This is a genomic window from Mesorhizobium sp. P2_D6 (assembly GCF_056404315.1).
Genome location: NZ_JBFUEG010000002.1, coordinates 67,382 through 80,488 on the forward strand (window position 1 = coordinate 67,382; position 13,107 = coordinate 80,488).

The 13,107-nt window shown below is 63.3% G+C and carries 10 protein-coding genes; 9 read left to right on the plus strand and 1 reads right to left on the minus strand.

Features of this window, described 5'->3' with window-relative positions; genetic code table 11:
* Positions 1–165: 165 nt before the first annotated feature.
* From AC1D1L_RS03475 to AC1D1L_RS03510, 8 genes are all read left to right on the plus strand, one after another.
* On the plus strand, positions 166–1,839 hold the full coding sequence (locus AC1D1L_RS03475) for an amidohydrolase (RefSeq protein ID WP_477338858.1): 1,674 nt from the start codon (positions 166–168) through the stop codon (positions 1,837–1,839).
* 156 nt (positions 1,840–1,995) lie between these two features.
* Positions 1,996–3,096, plus strand: coding sequence for an ABC transporter ATP-binding protein (locus tag AC1D1L_RS03480; protein WP_477339730.1), 1,101 nt, complete (start codon positions 1,996–1,998; stop codon positions 3,094–3,096).
* A 2-nt stretch (positions 3,097–3,098) separates the two neighbouring features.
* A complete protein-coding gene (locus AC1D1L_RS03485; protein ID WP_181057546.1) occupies positions 3,099–4,019 on the plus strand; it encodes an ABC transporter permease in 921 nt (306 codons plus the stop codon).
* Complete coding sequence (locus AC1D1L_RS03490) at positions 4,012–4,812, plus strand: ABC transporter permease (protein WP_477260856.1); 801 nt, start codon at positions 4,012–4,014, stop codon at positions 4,810–4,812. Before AC1D1L_RS03485 ends, AC1D1L_RS03490 begins: the two co-directional genes overlap by 8 nt.
* A gap of 25 nt (positions 4,813–4,837) precedes the next feature.
* A complete protein-coding gene (locus AC1D1L_RS03495) occupies positions 4,838–5,872 on the plus strand; it encodes an ABC transporter substrate-binding protein (RefSeq protein ID WP_142865939.1) in 1,035 nt (344 codons plus the stop codon).
* A 62-nt stretch (positions 5,873–5,934) separates the two neighbouring features.
* Entirely contained in the window at positions 5,935–7,131 is a 1,197-nt protein-coding gene (locus tag AC1D1L_RS03500) for a serine hydrolase domain-containing protein (protein ID WP_477338861.1), read from the plus strand.
* Between the two features lie 34 nt (positions 7,132–7,165).
* A complete protein-coding gene (locus AC1D1L_RS03505) occupies positions 7,166–8,347 on the plus strand; it encodes a serine hydrolase domain-containing protein (protein WP_477338863.1) in 1,182 nt (393 codons plus the stop codon).
* Positions 8,348–8,470: 123 nt separating this feature from the next.
* Entirely contained in the window at positions 8,471–10,789 is a 2,319-nt protein-coding gene (locus AC1D1L_RS03510; protein WP_477338865.1) for a Tex family protein, read from the plus strand.
* On the opposite strand, the gene AC1D1L_RS03515 is transcribed toward AC1D1L_RS03510, so the two are convergent.
* On the minus strand, positions 10,790–11,701 hold the full coding sequence (locus AC1D1L_RS03515) for a LysR family transcriptional regulator (RefSeq protein ID WP_477338867.1): 912 nt from the start codon (positions 11,699–11,701) through the stop codon (positions 10,790–10,792). It abuts the gene before it with no gap.
* Positions 11,702–11,809: 108 nt separating this feature from the next.
* Here AC1D1L_RS03515 and AC1D1L_RS03520 point away from each other — a divergent pair, with 108 nt between their 5' ends.
* Positions 11,810–13,006: an acyl-CoA dehydrogenase gene (locus tag AC1D1L_RS03520; protein WP_477338869.1), complete on the plus strand. Its 1,197-nt coding sequence runs from the start codon at positions 11,810–11,812 to the stop codon at positions 13,004–13,006.
* Positions 13,007–13,107 lie beyond the last annotated feature (101 nt).

Genomic DNA, 13,107 nt, shown 5'->3' on the forward strand with positions numbered 1-13,107 from the left:
TTAGTCGCATTCTTTTATCCACGCTGTTTTCAGAGATCACAAGGGGAATTTCAAAACAGCGCGCTGACATCAGGTTTCGTCCGATAGCGCCGCTCCAGCGGAGTGGGAGGTTGTCGGACAAGAGGGTTGTCGGTCTCAGTCAGTCGTCAAAAGCGCGGAGTCGCGATGTCTGTCACGGGTGCGGGTGCTGATCTGATCGTCATCAATGGTCGCGTGCGGACCATGGACGATGATAATCCCGCTGCCGAAGCCATTGCAGTCAAGGACGGCGCCATAGTCGCCATTGGCAGCCGCGCCGCCATCGAAGAGCTCAAGGGACCAGCCACAAAGACCATCGACGCCAAGGGCGGCTCGGTGATTCCGGGCTTCATCGAAGCCCACATGCATCTGTTCTCGGGCGGGGCCGAGCTCGCGCATCTTCAGCTCGGCGGCATCCATGGCTTTGAGGCCCTGCAGCAGGCGATCCGCGATTACGCATCGACACGGCCGGAGGCGAAAATGCTGGTTGGCCAGGGCGTCGACTACACCGTGCTGGGCGAAGAGCGGGTGACGCGCCATCATCTCGACGCCATCCTGCCGGATCGCCCTTTCTGCATGGCGGCGCCCGACCACCACACGATGTGGGCCAACACCAAAGCATTGGAGATGGCCGGCATTCTGCAGGGGCGCACGCTCGGTCCGGGCAATGAGATCGTCATGGGCGAGGACGGCCTGGCCGCCGGCGAATTGCGCGAAGGCGAGGCGTTCGGCCCGGTGCTCGACCTTGCCGGCGAAAGCCGGGTACGGCTGGGGCTGTCGACCGGCGGCGAGCCCGACCCGATGCCGTCGGCCGCCGAGCGGGCCGCCGACCGCGACATCATGCGGCGCGGCCTTGCCTGGTGCGCCCGCCACGGCATTACCTCGATCCAGAACATGGACGGCAATCTCTACCAGCTCGAATTGCTCTCCGAGATCGAGGCCGAAGAAGGCTTGCCCTGCCGCGTCAAGATCCCGTTCCACTACAAGAATTTCATGACCCTCGACATGCTGGAGAAGGCCTCTGTCATGGCTGAGCGCTACGATAGCGAATGGCTGTCATCGGGCATGGTCAAGGTGTTCTATGACGGCGTGCTCGACTCCTGGACCGCGGTCATGGTCGAGCCCTATGCCGACCGGCCCGACTGGGTCGGCGAGCCGCTGTTCACGCCGCAGCAGTTCATCGATCTCGCCACCGCCATCGACAAACGCGGGCTGCAGATCGCCGTGCACTCGATCGGCGATGGCGCCGTGCGCTCTGTGCTCGACGGTTACGAGGCGGCGCAGAAGGCCAACGGCAAGCGCGACAGCCGGCACAGGGTCGAGCACATCGAAGTCACCACCGCCGCCGATGTGCCGCGTTTCGCCGAACTCGGCGTCATCGCGTCGATGCAGCCGTCGCATCCACCCGGAGCCATGGATTTTCCGCTGGAGCCGACCGTATCGCGCATCGGGCGGGACCGCTGGCCGCTGAGCTATGCCTGGCGCACCTTGAAGGAAGCCGGCGCCCATGTCGTGTTCGCCTCGGACTGGCCGGTGGCGGCGATCGACCCGATCCTGAGCATGCAGGCGGCATTGCTGCGCAAACCATGGGCAGATGGCGATCCCGACCAGCGTTTCTCGCTGCAGGAAGCGGTTGCCGCCTACACGGTCGAGGGCGCCTATGCCGAATTCGCCGAGCAGCGCAAAGGCGTTCTGAAGCCGGGCTACATGGCGGATCTGGTGGTTTTATCGGCCGACATCGAGACGACGGGGCCGGCCGAATTGCACAAGGTGAGGCCGGTGACGACGGTCTGCGGCGGCAAGGTCACCTACCAGGCCTGACAATGGCATGCGGCTTGCAAAGCTTGCGGCTTGCAAGACGAATTGACGGACTGAACTGTGATTCAATGCCGGACTTGCCAACCTACCGGCCGTGTGGTCACATCGAACAGGGGAAAAACTCCGCCGAAAAGAGCGGGGTCAACAGTGAGGCGTATCGTGCCGGAAAAACCGGATCGGAATGCAATTGAAGTCGTAAACGTCAGTAAAATTTTCGGATCAGGGGAAGGGCAGGTCGCGGCCCTCGACACGGTCTCGGTATCCATCCGCGAGAACGAGTTCTTCACATTGCTGGGCCCATCAGGTTGCGGCAAGACCACGTTGCTGCGGCTGATTGCCGGCTTCGACTTTCCAACCGCCGGAGAAATCCTGCTCTACGGCCAGGACATTGCGCCGCTGCCGCCATTCAAGCGGCCGGTCAACACCGTCTTCCAGTCCTACGCGCTGTTCCCGCACATGACGGTCGCCGACAATATCGGCTTCGGCCTCGAAATGCTGGGCAAGCCGAAGGCCGAGATCAAGGCGCGCGTCGACGCGATGCTGAAACTGGTGAAGATGGAGGCGCTGGCGGGTCGCCGCACCAGTCAGATTTCCGGTGGCCAGCAGCAGCGTGTGGCACTTGCTCGGGCACTCGCGCCGCAGCCCAAGGTGCTGTTGCTCGATGAGCCACTGTCGGCGCTCGATTACAAGCTGCGCAAGGAAATGCAGATCGAGTTGAAGCGGCTGCAGCATGAGACAGGCATCACCTTCATCTTCGTCACCCATGACCAGGAAGAAGCGCTGACCATGTCGGACCGCATCGCGGTGATGTCGTCGGGCAAGATCCTGCAGGTCGGCTCGCCGCGCGACATTTACGACCGCCCGGCCGAGCGCTTCGTCGCCGATTTCATCGGCGAGTCCAACTTCCTCAAGGCGGATGTGGTCGGCGCGACTGGTGGCCGGGCGACGGTGAAGCTGTCCTCTGGCGTGGAAATCCCGGCCTCGCTGCCGGAAGGCTTCAGCCCCAGCGGCAAGGTCACTATTGTCGTGCGTCCCGAACATGCGCAACTGGGCGCCGCCAGCCCCAGCGCTTCGCTGTCCGGCACTGTCGAGAACATCGTCTATCTCGGCACCGATACGCACTTCCATCTACGCCTTGCCGGTGGCGAACCCTTCATCGTGCGGCGCCAGAACAGCCGCGGCGCCGGCGACGGCATCGTGCAGGGCGGCCAGATCGGCATCACGATCGGCAACGACGCCGCGCAAGTGCTGAAGGACTGATCATGGCGACCGCGGAAGAAGTCGCCAAGGCAGCGGAGCGGCGCGATGTGCGCGACCGCTGGCTGCTGTCAGCGCCAGCATTGCTGGTGATTTTCCTCGCCGCGACCGGCCCCTTGCTGATCGTGCTGATCTACTCGTTCCTGACGCCCGGCCCCTATGGCGATGTGAAGTGGCAGTTTTCGCCCGATGCCTGGCTGTCGGTGTTCATGGAACGCGACATTTTCGACGATACGCTTTCGCTTGCGGCGGCGCATGTCACCATCTTCTGGCGCTCGATCAAGCTTGCTGTGGTGACGACGATCGCCACTTTGGCACTCGGGTTTCCCACCGCCTATTTCATGGCGACGCGCAGCGAGAAGACCAGGGATCTCTGGCTGTTCCTGATCACCATTCCGTTCTGGACCAACCTTCTGATCCGCACCTTCGCCGTGCTGCAGATCATCCGCAACGAAGGCATCATCAACACCATCCTGCTCAAGCTGGGCATCGTCTCGGCGCCGGTGCAGATCCTCTACACCGACACCGCAATCCTGATCGGCATGGCCTATGTCTATTTGCCGCTGATGGTGCTGCCGATCTATGCCAGTATGGAGAAGCTGGATTTCCGGCTGGTCGAGGCGGGCTACGATCTCTACGCGACACGCTTCAAGGTGCTGCGCAAGATCATTTTCCCACTGGTCAAACCCGGCGTCATCGCCGGTTCCATCCTGGTCTTCATTCCGGCGCTTGGCGCCTATGTAACGCCGAGCGTGCTTGGCGGTGGCAAGAACATGATGCTGTCCAACTTGATCGAATTGCAGTTCGGGCAGGGCCGCAACTGGCCGCTCGGTTCGGCGCTGTCGATCACGGTGATGATCATCGTCATGGTGGCGCTGCTTGCCTATGTACGCAATGCCGGCAAGTCGGGGGTGCGGCATGGCTAAGAACTTTTCCATCAAGCACCAGACCGGCTTCACGGCGATCGCCGCGACCTGTTTCATCGTGCTCTACCTGCCAATCATCGTGCTGGTCGCCTACGCCTTCAATGCGGCGAACTCGACATCCGAATGGGGCGGCTTTTCGATGCGATGGTTCCAGTCGGCGTGGCAGAATGTGCAAGTCATCGACGCAACGCTGCGCTCGTTCCAGATCGGCGCCGTCGCGGCGGTGCTGTCGACGATCTTTGCCACCATGGCGGCGCTCGCGACCACGCGCACGGCGTCCTATCCCGGCCTGACCTTCAAATATGCGGCGATCAACCAGCCGCTGATGGTGCCCGAGATCGTCACCGGGGTGGCGCTGCTGATCTTCTTCTCGCGCATCAAGATATTCACCGGCTATTCCGGCCTCGGCTATCTCATCGCCGCGCATACGGCGTTCTGCATTCCGTTCGCCTATCTGCCGATCCGGGCGCGGCTGGAGAACATGGACCTGACACTGGAGCGCGCCGCGGCCGATCTCTATGCGACGCCGTGGAAGACTTTTCGGCGCATCACGCTGCCGCTTTTGTGGCCCGGCATCCTGGCTGGACTGATGCTGGCCTTCGTCATCTCGCTTGATGACGTCGTCATCACCGAGTTCGTCAAATCGGGCGGCCAGGATACGCTGCCGACCTACATGCTCGGCCAGATCCGCCGCGGCATCACACCTGAGATCAACGCGATATCGACCGCCTTCCTGCTGCTTTCGGTCGCGATCGTCACGTTGTTTTTCTTCGTCAGCAGGAAACGAGACTGAACCGACAATAATGGGAGTTAAAACCATGAACTGGAAGACAATGACAGCCGCCATGGGGTTGGCGCTGCTCGCAACGACGGGCCTGGCCCGCGCCGATGGCGAGCTGAACATCTACAATTGGGGCAACTACACCAGCCCCGACGTGATCAAGAAGTTCGAAGCCAAATACAACGTCAAGGTCACCATCACCGATTACGATTCCAACGATACAGCGCTCGCCAAAGTGCGCCAGGGCGGCACCGGGTTCGACATTGCCGTGCCGTCGCAGACCTACGTGCCGATCTGGATCAAGGAAGGTCTCGTCCAGGAGACCGACCCGGGCAAGATGGAGAACTTCAAGAATGTCGCGCCCGAATGGGCCAATCCCGACTTCGACCCCGGCCGCAAATATTCGGTGCCGTGGGCGCTGGGCACTGTCGGCGTCGTCGTCAACACCGATGCCTACAAGGGACCGGCCGACAGCTGGGGCATCATCTTCAACACGCCGGACGAGCTGAAGGGCAAGACCAATGTCGTTCCCGAGATGAATGATGTTATCTTCGCGGCGATCAAATATGTCGGCGGCCAGCAGTGCACCGATGACAAGACCGTGCTGAAGAAGGTGCGCGATACGCTTGTCGCGGCCAAGCCGAACTGGATCGCGATGGAATACAACACCATCGAGAAGATGGGCGCTGGCGACTTCAAGGCGACCAGCGACTGGAACGGCTCGGCGCTGCGCCAGCGGCTGGCCAATCCGGCCATCCACTACAATTATCCGAAGGAAGGCTACGGCCTGTGGAGCGACAACGTTGTCGTTCTGAAGGAAGCCAAGAACGTCGAGAACGCCAAGCTGTTCCAGAACTTCATCATGGATCCGGAAAACGCGGCCGGCCTCTCGGCCTTCCACCGCTACGCCAATGCCATCACGGGCTCGGACAAGTACATGCCGGCCGATATGAAGGACGCGCCGGAGGTTGTCATTCCGGAGGCTGCGAAGGCACAGGGCGAATTCCAGAAGATGTGCGCGCCTGAGATCCAGGACATCTACACCAAGATCTGGACCGAACTGCAGAAGTAACTGCTTCTTGAGAGACCCGGCGGTCTTTCCCGCCGGGTCTCTTCTTTTCCGGAATGGCTTTCATGGACTCCTATCGCAACAGCGATCCGCGGCCACCGATCATGCAGGGCTCGCCGCCGCAAATGGTATTGCCGAAACTCAATTGGGACCGGCCGCCCTGGAACCGCTGGGCGTTCCAGCATATCCGCGAACTCCTGCCGACCATCGAGGTCTGGCGCGGCACCGGCCATCGCCATCGTCTCGAACGGGCAGAGACCGATCTCGACGCGCTGCCGGTGGAGGACAGCGAGCGCCGTGCGACGACGCTCGCTGGCCTGCTCGACGAGACCTATGCGGACGGCTTCCTGGTGCTGAAGAACGGCAAGATTGCCTATGAGCGCTATTTCAACGGCATGGACGAGCGCACGCTGCACCTGGCGCAGTCGATGGCCAAGTCGGTGACCGGTACGGTATTCGGCATACTGGTCGGGCGCGGCCTGATCGATCCTGCCAAACCGGTGACCACCTATCTGCCGGAACTCGGCGAGACCGGCTGGGCCGGCGCCAGTGTGCAGCATGTGCTCGATATGACCACAGGCGTGCGCTTTTCCGAGGACTATACCGACCGTTATTCCGACATCGGCCAGGTCGATGTCGCCACCGGCTGGAAGCCGGTGCCGCCGGGCAGCGATCCGAACTTCCAATGGCCGTCGCATCTGTTCGAACTGATCCTGCGGCTGAAGGACAAGGTGCGGCCGCACGGCGCTGCGTTCGAGTACCGCTCGATCGAAACCGATGTGCTGGCCTTCATCATGGAACGGGTGACCGGCAAGCGGCTGGCGCAGCTGGTCTCGGAGGAACTCTGGCAAAAGCTTGGCGCCGACGAGAGCGCCTGCTTCACCGTCGACAGCGCCGGCTATGCGCTGGCCGATGGCGGTTTCAACGCGACGCTGCGCGACTACGCCCGCTTCGGCCAGCTGATCCTCGACAAGGGCGGCGGCATCGTGCCGGCCGACTGGATCGAGGCGACGCGCAATGGCAGACACGGGCCGGACTTCAATCCGAGCCTGCCGGAAGGCAGCTACCGCAACCAGTTCTGGATCGAGAATCCGCGCTCGCGCGCGCTGATGTGCCGGGGCGTCTTCGGGCAAATGATCCATATCGACTGGGACACCAGCATGGTCGTGGTCAAGCTCTCGACCTATCCGGATTTCAGCAACACCGCGTATTCCGTGGCAACGCTGAAGGCCGTGCACGCCATCGCGAAGGCGCTTGGCTGAAGCCACAACAAACCATCCCTTTGAGGAAACGTTCATGACCGGCAAGACCGCGTTCGAGACCCGTTACGGCTTTCGCCGCAATGAGGTGTTGCTTTCCAACTGGCGCGAAAATCCATTCAATCGCTGGTCGTTCCAGAATCTCGGCGAACTGGTGCCGACCGCCCCGGTGGCGGCGACGCCGGGAAGCGTCGAGGCGCCGGCGGGGGACCTTGGCGGTCTGCTTGGCGAACAGGTCTCTGTCGCCGGCGCGCCGGAAACGGTGGCCGAATTTCTCGTCCGCTCGAGCAGCGACGCGCTGACGGTGATGAAAGGCGGCAAGATCATCGGCGACTGGTTCGCGCCCAATATGGAGTTCGGCGCCCGTCACATCATCTTTTCGATCAGCAAGTCGGTCACCGCCATCATCGCCGGCATATTGGAAGGCGAGGGCGTGTTCGATCCGGAAGCGCCGGTGACGCAGTACATTCCAGAGGCCGCCGGCTCGGCCTATGCCGATGCGAGCTGCCGGCACGTGCTCGACATGAGCGTCAGCCTCGATTTCGAAGAGGCCTATCTCGACCCGGAAAGCGCCTTTGCCCGTTATCGCCGCGCGACGCTGTGGAATCCGGGCGGCGGCACGGAAAGCCTGCGCGAATTCATCCTGACCCTGCAGAGGCTCGAAGAACCGCATGGCGAGACCTTCCGTTATCGTTCGCCCAATTCCGACCTGCTCGGCATCCTGCTGGAGCGCGCTTCGGGGCAGCGCATTCCTGACCTGATGCGCGAAAAACTGTGGCTGCCGCTCGGCGCCGTCAGCGAGGCCTCGATCGGCGTCGACATGGAAGGCACGGCACGCACCGCCGGCGGCATTTCGGTGACGCCGCGCGATCTCGCACGCATCGGTGAGATGATGCGGCAGGGCGGAACGGCCAATGGCCGCCGCATCGTGCCGGAGGCCTGGGTGCGCGATACGGTCGTTACCGGCGGCAGTGCGGAAGCCTGGCAGCGCGGCACCATGGTGCATCTGTTCCCGAAGGGCCGCTATCGCAACAAATGGTACCAGACGGGACACGAAAACGGCGCCTTCTGCGGCATCGGTATCCATGGCCAATGGCTCTACGTCAATCCGAAGACGGAAGTGGTGATTGCAAAGATGGGGTCGCAGCCGGTGCCGGAGGACCATGCGCTCGAACGCGAGATCGTTGCCTTCTTCGAGGCGCTGAGCGGGCGGGTTTAACCGATCCCGGACATCCGAATTGCGGTGCGCTTTCCTGTGGACCTCGCGCGCTGGTGAAGACGCGGCAGTTGGCGGCGCTGATGTCTGCGCCTATGGTCGCCGCTCTTTGCGACAGGGACCAGCATGGCATCGGACAGCAAGCGCATCGCAGCAATCATCGCGGCCGAGATCGGCGCGCGGCCGGAACAGGCTGCGGCAGCCATCGGGCTGCTCGACGAGGGGGCGACGGTGCCGTTCGTGGCGCGTTACCGCAAGGAGGTCACCGGCGGGCTCGACGACACGCAACTGCGCGACCTTGCCGAGCGGCTGGCCTATCTGCGCGAGCTCGATGCGCGGCGCGACACCATCCTCGGTTCCATCCGCGAGCAGGGAAAGCTGACCGAGGAGCTTGAAGCCAAGATCGTAGCTGCCGTCACCAAGGCGGAGCTCGAAGATATCTATCTGCCCTACAAGCCCAAGCGCCGCACCAAGGCGGAGATCGCCCGGGAGCGCGGGCTTGGGCCGCTGGCTGAGACGATCCTTGGCAACCGCTCGCTGGTGCCCGCCGAGGCTGCGCTAGCCTATGTCACCGAGGACGTGGCTGACACCAAGGCAGCGCTGGAGGGCGCGCGCGACATCCTGTCGGAACAGTTTGCAGAGAACGCCGATCTGGTCGGCAAATTGCGCAGCTACATGAAGGAGCGCGCCTTCATGCGTGCCCGTGTCGTCGAAGGCAAGCAGGAGGCGGGCGCCAAATTCTCCGACTATTTCGACCATGTCGAGCGCTGGGCGAATGTGCCGAGCCACCGTGCGCTGGCCATGCTGCGCGGCCGCAACGAGGAAGTGTTGTCGCTCGACATCGAGGTCGATACCGACGATGCCTCGCCGGTGAAACCGGTCGAGCGGATGATCGCCAATGCCTACGCCATCGGCTCCAGTCTGCCGGGCGACCGCTGGCTGATGGAGGTCGCTGGCTGGACCTGGCGGATAAAACTGTCGCTGCACCTGACGCTCGACCTGATGCGCGACCTGCGCGAACGCGCGGAGGAAGAGGCAATCCATGTCTTTGCCCGCAATCTGAAGGACCTGCTGCTGGCAGCACCCGCCGGATCGCGGCCGACCATGGGGCTCGACCCCGGCATCCGCACCGGCGTCAAGGTCGCGGTGGTCGATGGCACCGGCAAGCTTGTGGCGACGACGACGGTCTATCCGTTCCCGCCAAGAAACGATGTGCGCGGCACGCAGGTCGAACTCGCCGCCCTCATCCGCCAGCACAAGGTCGAGCTGATCTCGATCGGCAACGGCACCGGCAGTCGCGAGACGGAAAAGCTGGTTGCCGACATGCTGTCGGATATGCCGGCCGGTGCAGGCCCAAAGCCGCTCAAGGTGATCGTCAGCGAAGCCGGCGCTTCGGTCTATTCGGCCTCGGCCACGGCGGCGGCGGAATTCCCCGGCCTCGACGTGTCGCTGCGGGGTGCCGTGTCGATCGCAAGGCGGCTGCAGGATCCGTTGGCCGAACTGGTCAAGATCGAGCCGAAGTCGATCGGTGTCGGCCAGTACCAGCATGACGTCGACCAGTACCGGCTCGGCCGCTCGCTGGAAGCGGTGGTCGAAGACGCGGTCAACGCCGTCGGCGTCGACCTCAACACCGCTTCGGCGCCGCTGCTGGCCCGCGTTTCCGGCCTTGGCGCCTCGCTGGCCGATGCCATCGTCGCGCATCGCGATGCTACCGGTCCGTTCGTCAGCCGCAAGGAGCTGCTCAAGGTGGCGCGGCTGGGACCGCGCGCGTTCGAACAAGCCGCCGGCTTCCTGCGCATTGCCAATGGCAGCGAGCCGCTCGATGCCTCGTCGGTGCATCCGGAAGCCTATGGCGTGGCCAAGAAGATCGTCGCCGCTTGCGGCCGCGATGTGCGTTCGCTGATGGGCGACAGCGCCGCGCTGAAAGCGCTCGACCCGCGAATCTTCGTCGACGAGCGTTTCGGCCTGCCGACGGTGTGCGACATTATCGCCGAGCTGGAAAAGCCGGGCCGTGACCCACGCCCCGGCTTCAAGACCGCGACCTTTGCCGACGGTGTCGACGACATCAAGGATCTGAAGCCCGGCATGCTGCTCGAAGGCACCGTCACCAATGTCGCGGCTTTCGGCGCCTTCGTCGATATCGGCGTGCACCAGGACGGGCTGGTGCATGTCTCGCAACTCGCCGACCGCTTCATCAAGGACGCGCATGAGGTGGTGAAGGCCGGTGATGTCGTGAAGGTGCGCGTCGTCGATGTCGACATCAAGCGCAAGCGCATCGCGCTCTCCATGCGCAAGGATGGCGGCGAGGGCGGCGCCTCGAAAGGGCCGCGCTACAGTGGTGGCGGCAAGCCGGCGCCACGTTCGCCGGCACCGCAGCGCCAGCCGGAGCGGCCGTCGCAGGGTGCGTTTGGCGCAGCGCTGGCCGATGCGCTGAAGCGAAAGTAGCTACCAGGCCAGAACAGCTGGTTCCTTCTCGACCTGGCCCAGCAGCCAGTCGCGAAAGCTGGCGACCGGCGGGTGGCTGCGCTTGTCGTGAGGGACGACGAGGTAGTAGGCGCTGCGGCTTTGCATTGGGCTTCCAGGTGTGGGCACGAGCTGACCGCGCTGCAGCTCACCCGCGATCAGGACCTGGGGCAACAGCGCGACGCCAAGGCCGGCCATGCAGGCCTGGGCGACGGTGCCGAATTGCTCGAACTGCATGCCCGGTCCGGTCGGCGCGCTGAGACCTTGTTCCTCGAACCATTCGCTCCAGGCGCCGGGACGCGTCGCCATGTGCAGCAGCGGCAGGCGGCTGATATCGGCTGCCGTAGCGATATGGCGGCTGGCCACGAAGTCGGGCGAGGCTACCGGCATCACGGTCTCGCGCATCAGCAGCGTGGAGTCGGCGTCCGGCCAATCGGGCAGGCCGTGGTGGATGGCAGCGTCGAGCCGCTCGCGGGCGAAATCGAAACGGCCGATGCGGGTGACGAAGTTGATGGTGATGTCAGGGTTCGCCGCGACAAAATCCGGGATCAGCGGCATCAGCCAGCGTGTCCCGAAGGTCGGCAATATGGCAAGGTTCAGCATACCACTATGCCGATTGCTCATCAATCCGAGTGCTGCGTCGCGCAACTGGCCAAGTGCCGAGCGCACCGCCTCCGCATAGGTTTCGCCTGCAGCCGACAGTCGGACATTTCGGCTGTCGCGCTCGAACAGCCGGCGCCCGAACTGTTCTTCCAGAAGCCCTATCTGCCGACTGACAGCGCCCTGGGTCAGGTCGAGTTCCTGTGCGGCGGCAGTGAAGGAGCCGAGGCGGGCGACCGCCTCGAAGGCGGCAAGGGCGCTGGTGCTCGGCAGAAGGCGGCGCTGGACGTTCATGATCCATTACTATCTCTCATTGATCGGTGATGCAATTTCGTTTGATTTTTAGGAAGCAGAGGCGGATAAGCCCGGGCAATCAAGATTTTCGCTGGGAGAGACCGAGCCATGGCCGCCGACAAGAACGCGTTCGTCTGGGAAGACCCTTTCCTGATCGAGAACCAGCTTTCGGAGGATGAGCGCATGGTGCGCGATGGCGCGGCTGCCTTCGCCGCCGACAAGCTCGCGCCGCGCATCGAGGAAGCCTATCTTGAGGAAAAGACCGATGCCGGCATTTTTCGCGAGATGGGCGAGGCCGGCCTGCTCGGCATCACCATCCCTGAGGAGTATGGCGGGCTCGGCGCCAATTACGTCACCTACGGGCTGGTCGCGCGGGAAGTAGAGCGTGTTGATTCCGGTTATCGCTCGATGATGTCGGTGCAGTCGTCTCTGGTGATGTATCCGATCCACGCTTATGGCTCGGAAGCGCAGCGCAAGAAATACCTGCCGAAGCTGGCCTCGGGCGAATGGATTGGCTGCTTCGGCCTGACCGAGCCAGATGCCGGTTCCGATCCCGGCGGCATGAAGACGCGGGCCGAGAAGACGGCGAATGGCTACAGGGTTTCCGGCTCGAAAATGTGGATTTCCAACGCGCCGATCGCCGACGTGTTCGTCGTCTGGGCGAAGTTGAAAGGCGAGAACGGCAAGGACGAAATCCGCGGCTTCGTGCTGGAAAAGGGTATGAAGGGGCTTTCGGCGCCGAAGATCGGCGGCAAGCTGTCGCTGCGGGCGTCGATCACCGGTGAGGTGGTGATGGAAGGCGTGGAAGTGGGCGAAGATGCGCTGCTGCCCAACGCCAAGGGCCTCGGCGGCCCGTTCGGCTGCCTCAACCGTGCCCGCTACGGCATTTCCTGGGGCGCCATGGGCGCGGCCGAGGATTGCTGGCACCGCGCCCGGCAGTATGGCCTCGACCGCAAGCAGTTCGGCAAGCCGCTGGCCGGCACCCAGCTGTTCCAGAAGAAGCTCGCGGATATGCAGACCGAAATCGCGCTTGGCCTGCAGGGGAGCTTGCGCGTCGGGCGGCTGATGGACGAGGGCAAGATGGCGCCGGAGATGATCTCGATCGTCAAGCGCAACAATTGCGGCAAGGCGCTCGACATTGCCCGCCAGGCCCGCGACATGCATGGCGGCAACGGCATCCAGATCGGCTATCACGTCATGCGCCACGCGCAGAATCTGGAGACGGTCAACACCTATGAAGGAACGCACGACGTGCACGCGCTGATCCTTGGCAGGGCGCAGACGGGCATTCAGGCGTTCTTCTGAGCCGGCTTCGGCTGCTTAAATTAGGTGCACCGCAACATCTGTGCTTGGAGAATGCCCAGCAGATGTGTCAGGGTTCGGCGAATTTGTTTGAAACGCCGATC

Coding starts and splice junctions, on each gene's coding strand:
- AC1D1L_RS03475 (WP_477338858.1), top strand. CDS start 166: ATGTCTGTCACGGGTGCGGGTGCTGATCTGATCGTCATCAATGGTCGC.
- AC1D1L_RS03485 (WP_181057546.1), top strand. CDS start 3,099: ATGGCGACCGCGGAAGAAGTCGCCAAGGCAGCGGAGCGGCGCGATGTG.
- AC1D1L_RS03490 (WP_477260856.1), top strand. CDS start 4,012: ATGGCTAAGAACTTTTCCATCAAGCACCAGACCGGCTTCACGGCGATC.
- AC1D1L_RS03495 (WP_142865939.1), top strand. CDS start 4,838: ATGAACTGGAAGACAATGACAGCCGCCATGGGGTTGGCGCTGCTCGCA.
- AC1D1L_RS03500 (WP_477338861.1), top strand. CDS start 5,935: ATGGACTCCTATCGCAACAGCGATCCGCGGCCACCGATCATGCAGGGC.
- AC1D1L_RS03505 (WP_477338863.1), top strand. CDS start 7,166: ATGACCGGCAAGACCGCGTTCGAGACCCGTTACGGCTTTCGCCGCAAT.
- AC1D1L_RS03510 (WP_477338865.1), top strand. CDS start 8,471: ATGGCATCGGACAGCAAGCGCATCGCAGCAATCATCGCGGCCGAGATC.
- AC1D1L_RS03515 (WP_477338867.1), bottom strand. CDS start 11,701: ATGAACGTCCAGCGCCGCCTTCTGCCGAGCACCAGCGCCCTTGCCGCC.
- AC1D1L_RS03520 (WP_477338869.1), top strand. CDS start 11,810: ATGGCCGCCGACAAGAACGCGTTCGTCTGGGAAGACCCTTTCCTGATC.